Origin of the sequence: Streptomyces sp. WM6386 (assembly GCF_000972385.1) — a bacterium.
In the GTDB taxonomy this organism is placed as follows: domain Bacteria; phylum Actinomycetota; class Actinomycetes; order Streptomycetales; family Streptomycetaceae; genus Streptomyces.
This window is the reverse complement of sequence record NZ_JXTE01000072.1, coordinates 24,022-42,151: the sequence shown is the minus strand read 5'-3', so window position 1 is coordinate 42,151 and position 18,130 is coordinate 24,022. Positions and strand designations below refer to the sequence as shown.

The following is an 18,130-nucleotide window of genomic DNA, read 5'->3' as shown; positions in this document are numbered from 1 at the left end:
CCCCTCGGCCGCGACGCCGCCCGCTGGGCCCTGCTCCACCCCGCCGCCCACGACCGGCCCCGCATCACCGACGAGCACCTGGTCCAGCGCGAGAGCAACCCTCTCTTCCGCGTCCGCTACGCCCACGCCCGCACCCGAGCCCTCAGCCGCAACGCCGCCGACCTGGGGTTCGGCCCCCACCCGGGAGACGTACAGCCTGGAGACCCGCACCCCGGCGACCCGCAAGCCATCCCCGGCGACCCGCAAGCCGCCCCCGGTGTCCTCATCGCCGCCCTCGCCGACCACCCCCGGATCCTGGGCGCCGCCGCCACGGCACATACGCCGGACCGTCTCGCCCGTCACCTGGTCACCGTCGCCGACGCGACCCTCGCCCTCCTTCCCACGGTCCTCCCGCTCGGCGACGAGAAACCCTCGGTCGCCCACCGCTCCCGGCTCGCCCTCGCCGAAGCCGCCGGGACGGTGCTGGCCGGCGGCCTGACCCTGCTCGGCATCGACGCACCCGACCACATCTAGAGAGCCAGCCACAGACCATGAGCCGTTCCGCACACCCCGCCGGGCCCCGTCACGCCGACGTCCTCCCCGAGGGCCACTACTCCGCGCCGCCCGCCGATCTCAACACCCTCGACCCCAAGGTCTGGGCCCAGACGGTCACGCGCAACGAGGACGGTGTCCTCACCGTCGGCGGCATCACCGCCACGCAGCTCGCCGAGGAGTACGGCACTCCCGCCTACGTCATCGACGAGACCGACTTCCGTGCGCGGGCCCGCGCCTGGCGTTCGGCCTTCGGTGCCGATGCCGACGTCTTCTACGCCGGCAAGGCCTTCCTCTCCCGCGCCGTCGTGCGCTGGCTGCACGAGGAGGGGCTCAACCTCGACGTCTGCTCCGGTGGCGAGCTCGCCACCGCCCTCTCCGCCGGGATGCCCGCCGACCGCATCGCCTTCCACGGCAACAACAAGTCCAAGGAGGAGATCGAAAGGGCGATCCGCGCAGACGTCGGCCGTATCGTCCTCGACTCCTTCCAGGAGATCGTCCGCGTCGCCCACATCGCCCGGGAACTCGGCAAGCGGCAGCGCGTCCAGATCCGTATCACCGTCGGCGTGGAAGCGCATACGCACGAGTTCATCGCCACGGCCCACGAGGACCAGAAGTTCGGCATCCCGCTGGCCGGTGGGCAGGCCGCCGAAGCCGTACGACGGGCTCTTCAGCTGGACGGACTCGAGCTCATCGGCATCCACTCCCACATCGGGTCGCAGATCTTCGACATGTCCGGCTTCGAGGTCGCCGCCCACCGGGTCGTCGGGCTGCTGAAGGACATCCGTGACGAGCACGGCGTAGAGCTTCCCGAGATCGACCTCGGTGGTGGCCTCGGTATCGCCTACACCTCCGACGACGACCCCCGCGAGCCCCACGAGATCGCCAAGGCGCTCACCGAGATCGTCACGCGTGAGTGCGAGTTTGCCAAGCTCCGCACCCCCCGTATCTCCGTCGAGCCGGGGCGCGCCATCGTCGGCCCCACCGCCTTCACGCTCTACGAGGTCGGCACCACCAAGCCCCTCGACGGCCTTCGCACCTACGTCTCCGTCGACGGCGGCATGTCCGACAACATCCGGACCGCGCTGTACGACGCCGAGTACACCGTCGCCCTGGTCTCCCGCACCTCCGACGCCGAGCCCATGCTCGCCCGGGTCGTCGGCAAGCACTGCGAGAGCGGGGACATCGTGGTGAAGGACGCGTTCCTGCCGGCCGACATCGTGCCCGGTGACCTCATCGCCGTACCGGCCACGGGTGCGTACTGCCGGTCCATGGCCAGCAACTACAACCATGTGCTGCGGCCGCCGGTCGTCGCGGTGAACGATGGTGAGTCCCGAGTCATCGTCCGCCGTGAGACGGAGGAGGACCTCCTGCGTCTCGACATCGGGTGAGCCCTCGTCGGCGGGTGGAAGATCTCCTGTCTTCCACCCCCGTACAAATGAAATAGATGTCTCACGATCCGGACGAAGGGTAGAAACTCCCGTCCGGTGAGTGAGACTGGTCCAACCGTAGACGGTATGAGGAAACGAGGTCGGATGATGCGTACGCGTCCGCTGAAGGTGGCGCTGCTGGGCTGTGGGGTAGTCGGCTCAGAGGTGGCGCGCATCATGACGACGCACGCCGACGACCTCGCCGCGCGCATCGGCGCCCCCGTCGAGCTCGCCGGGGTCGCCGTGCGACGGCCCTCCAAGGTGCGCGAAGGCATCCCGGCCGAGCTCGTCACCACCGACGCCACCGCCCTCGTCAAACGCGGGGACATCGACGTCGTGGTGGAGGTCATCGGCGGCATCGAGCCCGCCCGCTCCCTCATCACCACGGCCTTCGAGCACGGCGCCTCCGTCGTCTCCGCCAACAAGGCGCTCCTCGCCCAGGACGGCGCGGCCCTGCACGCCGCCGCCGAGGAGCACGACGCGGACCTCTACTACGAGGCCGCAGTCGCCGGTGCCATCCCGCTGATCCGGCCGCTGCGCGAGTCCCTCGCCGGCGACAAGGTCAACCGCGTGCTGGGCATCGTCAACGGCACGACCAACTTCATCCTCGACAAGATGGACTCCACGGGCGCCGGCTACCAGGAGGCCCTCGACGAGGCCACCGCCCTGGGATACGCCGAGGCCGACCCCACCGCCGACGTCGAGGGCTTCGATGCCGCCGCCAAGGCCGCCATCCTCGCCGGTATCGCCTTCCACACGCGCGTGCGTCTCGACGACGTCTACCGCGAGGGGATGACCGAGGTCACCGCGTCCGACTTCGCCTCCGCGAAGAACATGGGCTGCACCATCAAGCTGCTCGCGATCTGCGAGCGGGCCGAGGACGGCGGGTCCGTCACCGCGCGCGTGCACCCCGCGATGATCCCGCTGACCCATCCGCTGGCCTCCGTGCGCGGCGCCTACAACGCCGTCTTCGTCGAGTCCGACGCCGCCGGTCAGCTCATGTTCTACGGCCCCGGCGCCGGTGGTGCTCCCACCGCCTCGGCCGTGCTCGGCGACCTCGTCGCCGTCTGCCGGAACCGGCTCAATGGTGCGACCGGTCCCGGCGAGTCCGCGTACGCAGCCCTTCCCGTGTCGGGCATGGGCGAGGTCTTCACGCGGTATCACATCAGTCTCGATGTCGCCGACAAACCGGGTGTTCTCGCCCAGGTCGCGACCGTGTTCGCCGAGCACGGGGTTTCCATCGATACGGTTCGCCAGCAGGGTAAGGACGGCGAGGCGTCCCTCGTCGTGGTGACCCACCGCGCGTCCGACGCCGCCCTGGGCGGGACCGTCGAGGCGTTGCGCAAGCTCGACACCGTGCGCGGTGTCGCCAGCATCATGCGGGTTGAAGGAGAGTAACCAGCAATGACCCACCAGTGGCGCGGAATCATCGAGGAGTACCGGGACCGGCTGCCCGTCTCCGACAGCACGCCGGTCGTGACGCTCCGCGAGGGCGGCACGCCCCTCGTGCCCGCGCAGGTGCTCTCCGAGCGCACGGGCTGCGAGGTCCACCTCAAGGTGGAGGGCGCGAACCCGACGGGGTCCTTCAAGGACCGCGGCATGACCATGGCCATCACCCGGGCCAAGGAGGAGGGCGCGAAGGCGGTCATCTGCGCCTCCACCGGCAACACCTCCGCCTCCGCCGCCGCGTACGCCGTGCGCGCCGGCATGGTCTGTGCCGTACTCGTTCCGCAGGGAAAGATCGCGCTCGGCAAGATGGGCCAGGCGCTCATCCACGGCGCGAAGATCCTCCAGGTCGACGGCAACTTCGACGACTGCCTCACCCTCGCCCGCTCGCTGAGCGACAACTACCCCGTGGCGCTGGTCAATTCGGTCAACCCGGTGCGTATCGAGGGCCAGAAGACCGCCGCCTTCGAGATCGTGGACATGCTCGGCGACGCACCCGACATCCACGTCCTCCCGGTCGGCAACGCGGGCAACATCACCGCGTACTGGAAGGGCTACAAGGAGTACGCCGCCGACGGCATCGCCGCGAAGACCCCCCGCATGTGGGGGTTCCAGGCCTCCGGCAGTGCCCCGATCGTGCGCGGCGAGGTCGTCAAGGACCCGTCGACGATCGCCACCGCCATCCGCATCGGCAACCCGGCCTCCTGGAACTACGCCCTCGCGGCGCGGGACGAGTCCGGCGGCCTCATCGACGAGGTGACGGACCGTGAGATCCTGCGCGCCTACCGCCTGTTGGCCGCGCAGGAGGGCGTCTTCGTGGAGCCCGCCTCCGCCGCGTCCGTCGCCGGTCTGCTGAAGGCCGCCGAGCAGGGTCTGGTCGACCCGGGCCAGAAGATCGTGTGCACCGTCACCGGCAACGGCCTCAAGGACCCCGACTGGGCCGTCGCCGGCGCCCCGCAGCCGGTCACCGTCCCGGTCGACGCGGCGACGGCGGCCGAGCGCCTCGGCCTCGTATAAGGACGGTCCTGGAGCGGCATCCCTATAGGGGGTGCACAGGGGGCTTACGACACGCATCGTGCGCCTCCTGTGCGCCCTATGTCGCCACAGAACCTTCCTTCGATAGGCTGTACTGAACCCGCCCGCCGCATATGCCCCCGCGCATGGCCGGGTGTCGCGTCATCTCCGCGACCCGAGGGTTTCCAGGTACGTATCGAATGTCTTCGACAATCACGCAGCTCAAGGAGAGTCATCGAGCGATGGCCGGTCCAGCGTTCCGCGCCGCCGCCGTCCGGGTGCGCGTCCCCGCCACCAGCGCCAACCTCGGCCCGGGCTTCGACGCCCTCGGCCTGTCGCTGGGGCTCTACGACGACGTGGTCGTCCGGGTGGCCGACTCCGGGCTGCACATCGACATCGCGGGTGAGGGCAGCGAGACCCTCCCGCGCGACGAGAAACACCTTCTCGTACGGTCCCTGCGCACCGCCTTCGACCTGCTCGGCGGACAGCCGCGCGGTCTCGAGATCGTGTGCGCCAACCGCATCCCGCACGGCCGTGGCCTGGGCTCCTCCTCGGCCGCCATCTGCGCAGGCATCGTCGCCGCGCGTGCCGTGACCATAGGCGGCGAGTCCAAGCTCGACGACACCGCGCTCCTTGAGCTCGCGACCGAGATCGAGGGTCACCCCGACAATGTCGCGGCGTGTCTGCTCGGCGGTTTCACGCTCTCCTGGATGGAGGCGGGCGCCGCGCGGGCGATCAGGATGGAGCCCGACCGTTCCGTCGTTCCGGTGGTTTTCGTGCCCGGGAAGCCGGTCCTCACCGAGACCGCGCGCGGACTGCTTCCACGCACCGTGCCGCACGTCGACGCAGCCGCCAACGCGGGCCGCGCCGCGCTGCTCGTCGAGGCCCTCACCCGGCGCCCCGAGCTGCTGCTGCCCGCGACCGAGGACCGGCTGCACCAGGAATACCGGGCTCCGGCCATGCCGGAAAGCGCCGCGCTCGTGGAGCGCTTGAGGGCGGACGGAGTTCCGGCCGTGATTTCCGGAGCCGGGCCCACCGTTCTCGCGCTGGCCGATGAGGACAGCGCGGACAAGGTGGCCCATCTGGCAGGCGAGGGCTGGGCCGCCAACCGGCTTGAACTCGATGCTCAGGGGGCGATTGTGCTGCCACTCGCTTCTACCAGTGACATCTGAATACCGGCGATTGCCGGATTTGGAGAGGGGGAATGTTTGTTGGATCCGGTAGTGTTAACCTCAAGTCTGCACCCGACCCCACCATGGCGAGGTGCTTCACGTCCCCGTCCGGGACAGACATTCTTCCGGGAGCCTCCCAAGCCGCACTGTGTTTCGTACGACGTACGCGGGCTGTACCTCGTACGCGAGCACTGAGCGACTTGCCGGGCACGCTCCGGAACCGGTGCGACCGAGCCACGTGACACAGACCGTCGGTGTCACTGCTCTGGGAAGCGCCATCACCAGATTCCTCCGCCGCCCAGGCGGACCACCGCCCCGGCACGGTCCACAAGGATGGGACCGCCGTCGGACAGCACAAACGGTCGCCGAGCCAGACAGGCCGACGTCCGCTCCAGGGAAGGACCCTTCGTGAGCGACACCACCGATCTGATGGGCGCACGTGTCGAGGAGACCGCTGCCGCGCCCGCCACGGACGCCTCCGCGCCTGCCAGCGGTGCCGGCTCCCGGCGGCGCCGCGGTACCGGCCTCGACGGCATGGTGCTGGCAGAGCTGCAGCAGGTCGCATCCGGCCTCGGCATCAGGGGCACGGCGCGTATGCGCAAGAGCCAGCTGATCGAGGTCATCAAGGAGGCACAGGCCGGTGGTGGTGCCGCCCCGGCGAAGGCCGCCTCTTCCCCCGCAGGGGACGCCGCCGAGACCAAGCCCAAGCGCCGCGCCACCTCCAAGGCCCGTACCGGCGAAGCCGCCGAGAAGAAGGCGGAGAAGGCGGCCGAGGCCCCCGCCGAGAAGGCCGTGGCCCAGCAGCAGATCGAGATTCCCGGCCAGCCCGCTGGGGGCCCCTCCCGCGATGGGGGTACCTCCCGCGCGAGCGCAGCCGAGCGTGGGGGAGAAGCCGAGCGTGGGGGAGAGGACGCTCCCACGGAGCGTCGTCGTCGTCGTGCCACGGCCGATGCCGGCAGCCCCGAGACGGTCGTTGCCGAGGCGAAGAGCGAGCCGAAGGCCGAGACGCCCGCGCAGACGCAGGGCGACGCCGGTGACGCGGAGGGCCGTCAGGGCCGTCGCGACCGCCGGGACCGCGGCGAGCGTGGTGACCGCGGTGACCGCGAGCGCGGCGGCCGGGACCGCGACCGTCGCGGCAAGGGCGACGACCAGCAGGGCGGCGGCCAGCGCGGTCAGCAGCAGAGCCAGCAGCAGGGCGGCGGCCGTCAGGACCGCAACGCCGGGCCGCAGGACGACGACGAGTTCGGCGATGGCCGCCGTGGCCGTCGCGGCCGTTACCGGGACCGTCGTGGCCGTCGTGGCCGTGACGAGATGGGTGGCACCGCCGAGCCGCAGGTCGCCGACGACGACGTCCTGATCCCCGTCGCGGGCATCCTGGACATCCTCGACAACTACGCCTTCATCCGTACGTCGGGTTACCTCCCGGGTCCCAACGACGTGTACGTCTCCCTCGCCCAGGTCCGCAAGAACGGCCTGCGCAAGGGCGACCACGTCACCGGTGCCGTCCGTCAGCCGAAGGACGGCGAGCGCCGCGAGAAGTTCAACGCGCTGGTCCGGCTGGACTCCGTCAACGGCATGGCGCCCGAATCCGGGCGCGGGCGGCCGGAGTTCAACAAGCTGACGCCGCTGTACCCGCAGGACCGCCTCCGTCTGGAGACGGACCCGGGCATCCTCACCACCCGCATCATCGACCTCGTCGCGCCGATCGGTAAGGGCCAGCGCGGTCTGATCGTGGCCCCGCCGAAGACCGGCAAGACCATGATCATGCAGGCGATCGCCAACGCGATCACGCACAACAACCCCGAGTGCCACCTGATGGTCGTCCTGGTCGACGAGCGTCCGGAAGAGGTCACCGACATGCAGCGGTCGGTCAAGGGCGAGGTCATCTCCTCGACCTTCGACCGCCCGGCCGAGGACCACACCACGGTCGCCGAGCTCGCCATCGAGCGCGCCAAGCGTCTGGTGGAGCTGGGCCACGACGTCGTCGTGCTGCTCGACTCGATCACGCGCCTGGGCCGTGCGTACAACCTCGCCGCGCCCGCCTCCGGCCGCATCCTGTCCGGTGGTGTCGACTCGACCGCCCTGTACCCGCCGAAGCGCTTCTTCGGTGCGGCCCGCAACATCGAGGACGGCGGCTCGCTGACCATCCTCGCCACCGCCCTGGTGGACACCGGGTCCCGCATGGACGAGGTCATCTTCGAGGAGTTCAAGGGCACCGGCAACGCCGAGCTCAAGCTCGACCGCAAGCTCGCCGACAAGCGCATCTTCCCGGCGGTGGACGTGGACGCGTCCGGTACCCGTAAGGAAGAGATCCTGCTCGCTCCCGACGAGCTCGGGATCGTCTGGAAGCTGCGCCGGGTGCTGCACGCGCTCGACCAGCAGCAGGCGGTCGAACTGCTCCTCGACAAGATGAAGCAGACGAAGTCGAACGCCGAGTTCCTGATGCAGATCCAGAAGACCACGCCGACGCCGGGTAACGGCGACTGACGAAAGTCTTCGCAAAGGGCCACTCCTGTGACAGGGGTGGCCCTTTCTGCTTTGTGCGGCCGGTGTACGATCGCGCTCTTCGGTCACTTTTTCGACCCTTGAACTTCTGATCCCTAGGGGGGACTTGAGTGGGTACAGCCACGTCCGGAGCCGGTCGCCACAGACGTCGGATGCGGATCGCCCTGCCCGTCGGCGCGGCCGCTGTCGCCGCTGCCGTCGCCGCCGCACTGCTGACCACGTCGGCAGGGGCCGCCACCGCGCTTCCGAAGCCGACGGTCAAGCCCGCCATCAGCACGGTGTCCCAGGCCGAGCTGGAGAAGCGGGTCGCCGGCGCGGTCGCCGGTGACGACACCGCGGGGGAGAACACCAGCAAGTCGTCGCTGAGCTCGAGCAGCGGCACCGTCGACGCGAAGATCATCGGCGGTTCCACCACGACGATCACCTCGGCGCCGTGGATGGCCCAGCTCTGGTACTACGACGACACCACCGACACCGGGTTCTTCTGCGGTGGCACGGTCGTCTCGCCCACGAAGATCCTCACCGCCGCGCACTGCGCCAAGGGCTACAACTGGGCCAAGTACGGCGCGATCGTGACCGGTGCCACGAAGCTGCCCGACGACGAGGGCAACACCACCGGCGCGGTCTCCGGTGTGGTCCGTCAGTGGACCCACCCGTCGTACAGCTCGCGGACCATCGACAACGACATCGCCGTCCTCACCCTGGCGACCCCGACCAAGTCGACGCCGATCCGTATGACGACGTCCACGGACACCGCCTCGTACGCCGCCGGCACCAGCGCCAAGGTCTACGGCTGGGGCCGTACCAGCTCCACCACCCAGGACGTCTCCGACACCCTGAAGACGGCCACGCTGCCGATCCAGTCGGACACCACCTGCGCCAACTACTACGGCACGGACTTCGTCAAGGGCCACATGGTCTGCGCGGGCAAGCCCGCCAGCGGCAGCGACACCGGTACGACGTCCGCCTGCAACGGTGACTCCGGTGGCCCGCTGGTGGTCAACGGCCGCATCGTCGGTGTCGTCTCCTGGGGTGTCGTGGACTGCGTCGAGAAGGGCGCGTACAGCGTCTTCTCGAAGGTCAAGACGTACCTCGGTGCCGCCTACGCCCAGGTCGACGACGCCAACATGAGTTACACGGACGCCAAGGCCGACCTCTTCGTGCGCAACGCGTCCACGAAGACCGGCTACGAGAAGGACTCCAAGGGCACGTCCTTCGGCGCCCGGCAGAGCCTTGACAACTGGGGCGGCGTCAACCTCGTCACCCAGACGGACTTCGACCGGGACAGCGTCCAGGACCTGGTGTACCGCCGCAGCGACACCGGCGACGTCTACTGGACGCACTACGACTGGTCCATCCAGGACTGGGCGACCAAGCAGATCTTCGACAACTGGAAGACCCGCACCCGCATCATCACCCCGGGCGACCTGACCGGCGACTACAAGCCCGACCTGGTCTCCGTGGACTCCGCCGGCAAGGCGTGGCTCTACCCGGGCAAGGGCAACGGCACCTTCTCGGCCCGTGTGCAGATCGGCACCGGCACCGGCTGGAACGCGTACAACATGGTCCGCGGCAAGGGCGACTTCAACGGTGACGGCAAGGCCGACCTGCTCGCGCGCAACAAGAGCACCGGTGCCATCTACCTCTACAAGGGCACCGGCAAGGCCTCCAGCCCCTTCTCCGCCCGCGTGAAGGTACGCACCTGGAGCAACTCGTCGTACAACGCCTTCGACGCCATCGGTGACATCACCGGTGACGGCAAGGCCGACTTCCTGGCCCGTACGCCCGGCGGCACCCTGTACCTGTACAAGGGCACCGGCAAGGCCACGAGCGAGATCTTCGCCACTAGGATCTCGGTCGGTACCGATTTCAAGCAGTACGACATCTTCGGATGAAATAGCAGGTGAGCGCGGTACGCCCGCGTTCAACGACTACGCACTGTGCCCACCCATCCACGGGGTGGGCACAGTGCGTTGTGCAACCCTTTCTCCGGTTTACCCGTCTGACCGGACGGAGCGACCATGGTGATGTTCGGGTCGTAACGACCACGTCTGACCCTGAAAGCAGGGGGTAACCGACCGGACGAGAATGAGGAGCACATGTCTGCCGAGAGCACGCCGGAACCCGGTATACCCGAGGAGTCCGGCACCACGGGCCCGCGCCGCCGCGCCAAGGGCCGCCGCCGCAGGACCCGCGGCAAGCGCAAGGGCCTGCTGATCGCGGCCTGGACCGCCGCGGGCATCGTCGTGCTGGGCGGTACGGGCGCCGGCTATCTGTACTTCAAGCTCAACGGCAACATCAAGAGCGTCGACATCGACCAGGCCCTCGGCACCGACCGGCCCACGAAGGTCGACAACGGCTCCGAGAACATCCTGGTCCTGGGCTCCGACACCCGATCCGGCTCCAACAAGAAGCTGGGCGGCGGCGCCGACGACGGCAGCGCCCGCTCCGACACGGCGATGATCGTGCACGTCTACGAGGGCCGCAAGAAGGCCAGCGTGGTCTCCATCCCCCGCGACACCCTCGTCGACCGCCCCGAGTGCACCGACTCCGACGGCACCGAACACGACGCCGCGACCAACGAGATGTTCAACTCCGCGTACTCCACGGGCGGCGCCTCCTGCGCCGTGAAGACCGTCGAGTCGCTCACCGACATCCGCATGGACCACTATCTGGAGGTCGACTTCTCCGGCTTCCAGAAGCTCATCGACGAGCTCGGCGGCGTCGAGGTCACCACCACGAAGACCATCACCGACCCCGACAGTCACCTCGACCTGAAGGCCGGCACGCACACGCTCACCGGCAAGCAGGCCCTCGGCCTGGTCCGCACCCGGCACGGCGTCGGCGACGGCTCCGACCTCGGGCGCATCCAGCTCCAGCAGGCGTTCATCAAGGCCCTGATCAACCAGATCAAGACCGTCGACCTCTTCGACAGCCCGAAGAAGCTCTACAACCTCGCCGACACCGCGACCAACGCCGTGACGACCGACACCGGCCTCGGCTCGGTCAACAAGCTCATGTCCTTCGCGAACGGTCTCAAGGGCATCAGCTCCAAGAACATGACCATGGTCACCATGCCGGTCCAGTACGACCCGCAGGACGGCAACCGGGTGCTGGTGGACAAGGACAAGGCGAAGCTGGTCTGGAAGGCCCTGGAGAACGACCGGGCGATCCCGAAGAGCGCCACCAAGGGCACCGCCACCGGCCAGGCCAAGGGCGTCGTGACCTCGCCGTAGGCCGAGCACGACCCCCGCCGGGGCGCTGGGAATAGATCGCCCCGCCTCCCGGTTTTGGGGGATGCGGCCAGTGCTGGCAGACTGGTACGTCGGCCCCGGTTCACGCCCCCGCAACCCGCGGACGGCGACCCGGCGCCCTCCCGAAACTAGGAGACACCTTGAAGCGCGAGATCCACCCCGAGTACGTCGAGACGCAGGTCAGCTGCACCTGTGGCGCGTCGTTCACCACCCGCAGCACGATCTCCAGCGGCACCGTCCGCGCCGAGGTCTGCTCCGAGTGCCACCCGTTCTACACGGGCAAGCAGAAGATCCTCGACACCGGTGGCCGTGTGGCCCGCTTCGAGGCCCGCTTCGGCAAGGCTGCTGCCAAGAAGTAGCGAGCCACCAGCGCCGGTCCACGCCGCACTCCTCGGAGTGCGCCGGGACCGGCGTTTTTGGTCGCCCGCCTTCCCCCGTCATCCGCAGTACAGGAGCCCAGAGATGTTCGAGGCCGTCGAGGAACTCGTCGGTGAGCACGCCGACCTGGAGACGAAGCTCGCCGACCCGTCGGTCCACTCCGACCAGGCCAACGCGCGCAAGCTGAACAAGCGCTACGCCGAGCTCACCCCGATCGTCGCCACGTACCGCTCCTGGAAGCAGACCGGTGACGACATCGAGACGGCGAAGGAGTTCGTCGCCGACGACCCGGACTTCGCCGCTGAGGTCAAGGAGCTGGAGAAGCAGCGCGAGGAGCTCACCGAGAAGCTGCGCCTGCTGCTCGTTCCGCGGGACCCCAACGACGACAAGGACGTCATCCTCGAGGTCAAGGCGGGCGCCGGCGGCGACGAGTCCGCCCTGTTCGCCGGCGACCTGCTGCGCATGTACCTGCGGTACGCCGAGCGGGTCGGCTGGAAGACCGAGATCATCGACGCCACCGAGTCCGAGCTGGGGGGCTACAAGGACGTCCAGGTCGCCGTGAAGACCAAGGGCGGCCAGGGTGCCACCGAGCCCGGGCAGGGCGTCTGGGCCCGGCTGAAGTACGAGGGCGGTGTGCACCGCGTGCAGCGGGTGCCGGCGACCGAGTCCCAGGGCCGGATCCACACCTCCGCGGCCGGTGTCCTGGTGACCCCCGAGGCCGAGGAGGTCGACGTCGAGATCAACCCGAACGACCTCCGCATCGACGTCTACCGCTCCTCCGGTCCCGGCGGCCAGTCCGTCAACACGACCGACTCCGCCGTGCGCATCACGCACATTCCCACGGGAGTCGTCGCCTCCTGCCAGAACGAGAAGAGCCAGCTGCAGAACAAGGAGCAGGCACTGCGTATCCTGCGCTCCAGGCTGCTCGCCGCGGCGCAGGAGGAGGCGGAGAAGAATGCCGCCGACGCCCGCCGCAGCCAGGTCCGCACCGTCGACCGCTCCGAGAAGATCCGTACGTACAACTTCCCGGAGAACCGCATCTCGGACCACCGCGTCGGCTTCAAGGCGTACAACCTGGACCAGGTCCTGGACGGCGACCTCGACGCGATGATCCAGGCCTGCGTCGACGCGGACTCGGCGGCGAAGCTGGCAGCCGCCTAAAGGCACGTACGCACGACCTAGTACGACACGGAGGACTTGCGTGAACCTGCTGCTCGCAGAGGTGGCCCAGGCCACCCAGCGGCTGGCCGACGCCGGCGTGCCCTCGCCGCGCAACGACGCGGAGGAGCTCGCCGCGTTCGTGCACGGCGTGAAGCGGGGCGCGCTGCACTCCGTGAAGGACTCGGACTTCGACGCCCGGTACTGGGAGGTCATCGCCCGCCGTGAGCAGCGCGAGCCGCTCCAGCACATCACCGGGCGGGCCTTCTTCCGGTATCTCGAACTCCAGGTCGGCCCGGGCGTCTTCGTCCCCCGTCCCGAGACCGAGTCCGTGGTCGGGTGGGCGATAGACGCCGTACGCGCCATGGACGTCGTAGAGCCCTGCATCGTCGACCTGTGCACCGGCTCCGGCGCCATCGCGCTCGCCCTCGCCCAGGAGGTCCCGCGCTCCCGGGTACACGCCGTGGAGCTGTCCGAGGACGCCCTCCAGTGGACCCGCAAGAACATGGAGGGGTCCAGGGTCGACCTGCGTCAGGGCAACGCCCTGGGCGCCTTCCCGGACCTCGACGGCCAGGTCGACCTGGTCATCTCCAACCCGCCCTACATCCCGCTGACCGAATGGGAGTACGTCGCTCCCGAGGCGCGGGACTACGATCCCGAACTCGCCCTGTTCTCAGGGGAGGACGGCCTCGAACTCATCCGCGGTCTGGAACGGACCGCACACCGGCTCCTGCGCCCCGGCGGCGTCGTCGTCATCGAACACGCCGACACCCAGGGCGGCCAGGTGCCGTGGATCTTCACCGAGGAGCGGGGCTGGGCCGACGCGGCCGACCACCCGGACCTCAACAACCGCCCCCGGTTCGCCACGGCCCGCAAGGCGATGCCGTGAGCCCCACCCCGCAGTCTTCAGAGCAGTACGTGTACGAGGAGGCCCGCTAAATGGCTCGGCGATACGACACCAACGACGCGACCGACCGCTCGACCGGTCTGCGCGAAGCCGCGTCCGCCGTCCGCCGTGGCGAGCTCGTGGTCCTCCCGACCGACACGGTGTACGGCATCGGCGCCGACGCGTTCTCCTCGGAAGCGGTGCACGACCTGCTGGAGGCCAAGGGGCGGGGCCGCAACATGCCCACGCCCGTCCTCATCGGCTCCCCGAACACCCTGCACGGCCTCGTCACGGACTTCTCCGAGCTGGCCTGGGAGCTCGTCGACGCGTTCTGGCCGGGCGCGCTGACGCTCGTCGCCAAGCACCAGCCGTCGTTGCAGTGGGACCTGGGGGACACGAGGGGCACGGTCGCCGTGCGGATGCCCCTGCACCCCGTGGCCATCGAGTTGCTGACCGAGGTCGGCCCGATGGCGGTGTCCTCGGCGAACCTGACGGGCCATCCGGCGCCGGAGGACTGTGACGCGGCCCAGGAGATGCTCGGCGACTCGGTCTCCGTGTACCTCGACGGCGGTCCGACCCCGGGCAACGTCCCCTCCTCGATCGTCGACGTCACCCGTGAGGTGCCGCTGCTGCTGCGTGCGGGCGCGATCTCCGCGGAGGAGCTCAGGAAGGTCGTACCCGACCTCGAGGTGGCGAATTGACGGCCCCTGACGCGGGGCGTGGCATATGGGACCCGGAAGAGACGCGGACGTTCACAGGGCTTCCGCGTGACACCTTTCGCATCCTCCACGTCAGCACCGGCAACGTGTGCCGCTCGCCGATCACCGAGCGGCTGACCCGGCATGCCCTGGCGGACCGGCTCGGCGATCCGCTGTGGGGCGGGCTCGTCGTGGAGAGCGCGGGGACCTGGGGCCATGAGGGCGCGCCCATGGAGGCCAACGCGGAGACCGTGCTGGCCGACTTCGGCGCGGACGCGACCGGCTTCACGGGCCGCGAACTCCTCGACGAGCACGTCATCATGGCCGACCTGGTCCTCACCGCCACCCGCGACCACCGTCAGCAGGTCATCTCGATGGGCCACTCGGCGGGCCTGCGCACCTTCACCCTCAAGGAGTTCACCCGCCTGGTCCGCGCGATAGACCCGACAACGCTGCCTCCTCTGGAGGACGGCGTGGTGGCCCGTGCCCGTGCTCTGGTCCGTGCTGCGGCGGCTCTACGCGGGTGGCTTCTGGCACCGACGGCGGAGGCGGACGAGGTGTACGACCCGTACGGCGCCCCGTTGCCGTTCTTCCGGTCGATCGGGGACGAGATACACCAGGCGGTGGATCCTGTGGTCACTGCTCTCACTGGAGTAGCTGCCAGGACGTGACGACCGAGCACCTCACCGGTCCCGGGCCTACATTGGACGTACGTCACCGTCGACGCCCCGGAGTCCACCATGTCGGTCACCCATGCCCCCGAGACCGCCGACATCCTGCGGCGGCAGGATCCCGAACTGGCCGAGATCCTGCTCGGTGAGCTCGCTCGGCAGTCGACGTCGTTGCAGTTGATCGCCGCCGAGAACTTCAGTTCGCCGGCCGTGCTGGCCGCGATGGGGTCGCCGCTGGCGAACAAGTACGCCGAGGGATACCCCGGTGCCCGGCACCACGGCGGCTGCGAGATCGTCGACGTCGCCGAGCGGATCGCCGTGGACCGCGCCAAGGCCCTCTTCGGCGCCGAGCACGCCAATGTGCAGGCCCATTCGGGGTCGTCGGCCGTGCTGGCCGCCTATGCCGCACTCCTGCGCCCCGGCGACACCGTCCTCGCCCTCGGCCTGCCCTACGGCGGTCACCTGACCCACGGCTCGCCCGCCAACTTCTCCGGCCGCTGGTTCGACTTCGTGCCGTACGGGGTCGACGCGGAGACCGGGCTCATCGAGTACGACCAGGTCCGCACGCTCGCCCGTCAGCACCGGCCCAAGGCCATCGTGTGCGGCTCCATCGCCTACCCCCGGCACATCGACTACGCCTTCTTCCGCGAGGTCGCCGACGAGGTCGGGGCGTATCTCATCGCCGACGCCGCCCACCCCATCGGGCTCGTCGCCGGGGGAGCGGCGCCCAGCCCGGTGCCGTACGCCGACGTAGTCTGCGCCACCACCCACAAGGTGCTGCGCGGGCCCCGCGGCGGCATGATCCTGTGCGGCGCCGATCTGGCCGAGCGGGTCGACCGCGCCGTCTTCCCGTTCACACAGGGCGGAGCGCAGATGCACACCATCGCCGCCAAGGCCGTCGCGTTCGGCGAGGCGGCAACACCGGCCTTCACGACGTACGCCCATCAGGTGGTCGCGAATGCGAGGGTGCTCGCGGCGGGGCTGGCCGCCGAGGGGCTCGTCGTCACCACCGGCGGCACGGACACCCATCTGGTCACCGCCGACCCGGCACCGCTCGGCGTCGACGGGCGGACCGCCAGGGGCCGGCTCGCGGCGGCCGGCATGGTGCTCGACTGCTGTGCGCTGCCGCACGCGGACGCCCGCGGCCTGCGCCTGGGAACGGCGGCCGTGACCACCCAGGGCATGGGGGAGGCGGAGATGGCGCGGATCGCCGTACTGCTCGCGGGGGTGCTCAGAGGTGAGGCCGAGACGCAGAAGGCACGTGAAGAAGTCCGGTATCTGGTCGGGGGATTTCCGCCGTATCCGGCCTGAGCGGGGGTAGGCGTTCCGAGGTGCACAGCCACTCGTGCAACCATCGTCGCTACCCGAAAGTCCCCATCCATATGCGTCCATCGCTAGGGTGTGGGGCTGAGATGGCCAGCGAGACCTGTGGGGAAGCCTGTGCGTGAATACCTGCTGACGCTCTGCATCACGGCCGCGGTGACGTATCTGCTGACAGGGCCGGTACGTAAATTCGCGATCGTGGCCGGAGCGATGCCGGAGATCAGGGCCCGTGACGTGCACCGGGAACCGACTCCGCGGCTCGGCGGTATCGCCATGTTCTTCGGCCTGTGCGCGGGTCTGCTGGTCGCCGACCACCTCACCAACCTCAGCCAGGTCTTCGACAACTCGAACGAGCCCAGAGCGCTGCTCAGCGGTGCCGCGCTGATCTGGCTGATCGGCGTCCTGGACGACAAGTTCGAGATCGACGCCCTGATCAAGCTGGGCGGCCAGATGATCGCCGCCGGCGTCATGGTCATGCAGGGTCTGACGATCCTGTGGCTGCCGATCCCGACGGTGGGCAATGTCGCGCTGACCCAGTGGCAGGGCACCCTGCTGACGGTGGCGCTCGTCGTCATCACCATCAACGCGGTCAACTTCGTCGACGGCCTCGACGGCCTCGCGGCGGGCATGGTGTGCATCGCGTCGGCGGCGTTCTTCCTGTACGCCTACCGCGTGTGGGTGTCGTACGGCATCGAGGCCGCCGCCCCGGCCACGCTGTTCTCGGCGATCCTGATGGGCATGTGCCTGGGCTTCCTGCCGCACAACATGCATCCCGCGCGGATCTTCATGGGCGACTCGGGCTCGATGCTCATCGGCCTGGTGCTGGCGGCCGGCGCGATCTCCATCACCGGACAGGTCGACCCGGACGCGCTGAAGCTGTTCGCCGGGTCCGAGAAGGCGGCCGTGCACCAGACGGTGCCGGTCTACATCCCGCTGCTGCTGCCGCTCACGATCATCGCGATCCCGGCCGCCGACCTGATCCTCGCGATCGTGCGGCGCACCTGGCGCGGTCAGTCGCCGTTCGCCGCCGACCGTGGTCATCTGCACCACCGGCTGCTGGAGATCGGGCACTCGCACAGCCGCGCGGTGCTGATCATGTACTTCTGGTCGGCGCTGATCGCGTTCGGCGCGCTCGCCTACTCCGTGAACTCGGCGTCCATGTGGATCGTCCTGAGTGTGGTGTTCCTCTCCGCGATCGGTCTGCTCCTGCTCCTGCTGCCGCGCTTCACGCCGCGTGCCCCGATGTGGGCGCAGGCCTTCGTGCCGCCGCGCTACCGCCGCCGCAGGGCCGTTGCGGAATCCGCGCCGGTCGCCGAACCGGTCGCCGCGGCCGTGGAGTCGGAGGAAGAGGAGGAGCGCACTCCGGTCGCCGTCGGGATCTCCGGCGTCAACGGGGCGACCGCCCTCGGCGCCCGTTCGCGCTTCCTGGACAGACGGAAAGCCGGAACGTCGCGCTGACGCGGCAAGGTAAGAATCTGACTAGAGCATTGCCAAGTCGTGGGAGTGGGTTGGGGGTGTAAAGCGCCCCAATACCAGACAACTGGGCGGCGTTTTTGCACAGACGCGCACTCTCACTCTCATGTGTGACACCGAGCACACCAACCAGGTAAAGACCTCATCAAATAGTTTGTGATACGGTTCACGAGAACCCCGGACAGAGTCGA

15 protein-coding genes are annotated in these 18,130 nt (G+C 69.2%); all 15 read left to right on the top strand.

The window, feature by feature from the left end:
* On the top strand, positions 1-513 hold a 513-nt coding region (locus TN53_RS33430; protein ID WP_046262529.1), incomplete at its 5' end, for a DALR anticodon-binding domain-containing protein.
* A 17-nt stretch (positions 514-530) separates the two neighbouring features.
* Positions 531-1,922 (top strand): diaminopimelate decarboxylase, encoded by a 1,392-nt coding sequence (gene lysA / locus TN53_RS33425; protein WP_046262528.1) that lies wholly within the window; start codon positions 531-533, stop codon positions 1,920-1,922.
* A gap of 144 nt (positions 1,923-2,066) precedes the next feature.
* On the top strand, positions 2,067-3,359 hold the full coding sequence (locus TN53_RS33420; RefSeq protein ID WP_046262527.1) for a homoserine dehydrogenase: 1,293 nt from the start codon (positions 2,067-2,069) through the stop codon (positions 3,357-3,359).
* Positions 3,360-3,365: 6 nt separating this feature from the next.
* Positions 3,366-4,424, top strand: a complete 1,059-nt coding sequence (gene thrC / locus TN53_RS33415) for a threonine synthase (RefSeq protein ID WP_046262526.1) — start codon at positions 3,366-3,368, stop codon at positions 4,422-4,424.
* Positions 4,425-4,663: 239 nt separating this feature from the next.
* Positions 4,664-5,593, top strand: coding sequence for a homoserine kinase (thrB, locus tag TN53_RS33410; RefSeq protein ID WP_046262525.1), 930 nt, complete (start codon positions 4,664-4,666; stop codon positions 5,591-5,593).
* 408 nt (positions 5,594-6,001) lie between these two features.
* Positions 6,002-8,080 (top strand): transcription termination factor Rho, encoded by a 2,079-nt coding sequence (gene rho, locus TN53_RS33405; RefSeq protein ID WP_046262524.1) that lies wholly within the window; start codon positions 6,002-6,004, stop codon positions 8,078-8,080.
* A gap of 170 nt (positions 8,081-8,250) precedes the next feature.
* Positions 8,251-9,993 carry a trypsin-like serine protease gene (locus TN53_RS33400; RefSeq protein WP_046262523.1) on the top strand — a complete coding sequence of 581 codons (1,743 nt, stop codon included), beginning with the start codon at positions 8,251-8,253 and terminating at the stop codon, positions 9,991-9,993.
* A gap of 204 nt (positions 9,994-10,197) precedes the next feature.
* Complete coding sequence (locus TN53_RS33395) at positions 10,198-11,334, top strand: LCP family protein (RefSeq protein ID WP_046262522.1); 1,137 nt, start codon at positions 10,198-10,200, stop codon at positions 11,332-11,334.
* 158 nt (positions 11,335-11,492) lie between these two features.
* Entirely contained in the window at positions 11,493-11,711 is a 219-nt protein-coding gene (gene rpmE, locus TN53_RS33390; protein WP_046262521.1) for a 50S ribosomal protein L31, read from the top strand.
* A gap of 103 nt (positions 11,712-11,814) precedes the next feature.
* On the top strand, positions 11,815-12,891 hold the full coding sequence (gene prfA / locus TN53_RS33385; protein ID WP_046262520.1) for a peptide chain release factor 1: 1,077 nt from the start codon (positions 11,815-11,817) through the stop codon (positions 12,889-12,891).
* A 40-nt stretch (positions 12,892-12,931) separates the two neighbouring features.
* Positions 12,932-13,777, top strand: coding sequence for a peptide chain release factor N(5)-glutamine methyltransferase (prmC, locus tag TN53_RS33380; RefSeq protein ID WP_046262519.1), 846 nt, complete (start codon positions 12,932-12,934; stop codon positions 13,775-13,777).
* Between the two features lie 50 nt (positions 13,778-13,827).
* Entirely contained in the window at positions 13,828-14,475 is a 648-nt protein-coding gene (locus TN53_RS33375) for an L-threonylcarbamoyladenylate synthase (RefSeq protein ID WP_046262518.1), read from the top strand.
* Positions 14,472-15,143: a low molecular weight phosphatase family protein gene (locus TN53_RS33370; protein ID WP_046262517.1), complete on the top strand. Its 672-nt coding sequence runs from the start codon at positions 14,472-14,474 to the stop codon at positions 15,141-15,143. Before TN53_RS33375 ends, TN53_RS33370 begins: the two co-directional genes overlap by 4 nt.
* A gap of 69 nt (positions 15,144-15,212) precedes the next feature.
* Positions 15,213-16,454 (top strand): serine hydroxymethyltransferase, encoded by a 1,242-nt coding sequence (glyA, locus tag TN53_RS33365; protein ID WP_046262516.1) that lies wholly within the window; start codon positions 15,213-15,215, stop codon positions 16,452-16,454.
* Positions 16,455-16,583: 129 nt separating this feature from the next.
* A complete protein-coding gene (locus TN53_RS33360) occupies positions 16,584-17,924 on the top strand; it encodes an MraY family glycosyltransferase (RefSeq protein WP_046262515.1) in 1,341 nt (446 codons plus the stop codon).
* Positions 17,925-18,130 lie beyond the last annotated feature (206 nt).

Coding starts and splice junctions, on each gene's coding strand:
- lysA (WP_046262528.1), top strand. CDS start 531: ATGAGCCGTTCCGCACACCCCGCCGGGCCCCGTCACGCCGACGTCCTC.
- TN53_RS33420 (WP_046262527.1), top strand. CDS start 2,067: ATGATGCGTACGCGTCCGCTGAAGGTGGCGCTGCTGGGCTGTGGGGTA.
- thrC (WP_046262526.1), top strand. CDS start 3,366: ATGACCCACCAGTGGCGCGGAATCATCGAGGAGTACCGGGACCGGCTG.
- thrB (WP_046262525.1), top strand. CDS start 4,664: ATGGCCGGTCCAGCGTTCCGCGCCGCCGCCGTCCGGGTGCGCGTCCCC.
- TN53_RS33400 (WP_046262523.1), top strand. CDS start 8,251: ATGCGGATCGCCCTGCCCGTCGGCGCGGCCGCTGTCGCCGCTGCCGTC.
- TN53_RS33395 (WP_046262522.1), top strand. CDS start 10,198: ATGTCTGCCGAGAGCACGCCGGAACCCGGTATACCCGAGGAGTCCGGC.
- prfA (WP_046262520.1), top strand. CDS start 11,815: ATGTTCGAGGCCGTCGAGGAACTCGTCGGTGAGCACGCCGACCTGGAG.
- TN53_RS33375 (WP_046262518.1), top strand. CDS start 13,828: ATGGCTCGGCGATACGACACCAACGACGCGACCGACCGCTCGACCGGT.
- glyA (WP_046262516.1), top strand. CDS start 15,213: ATGTCGGTCACCCATGCCCCCGAGACCGCCGACATCCTGCGGCGGCAG.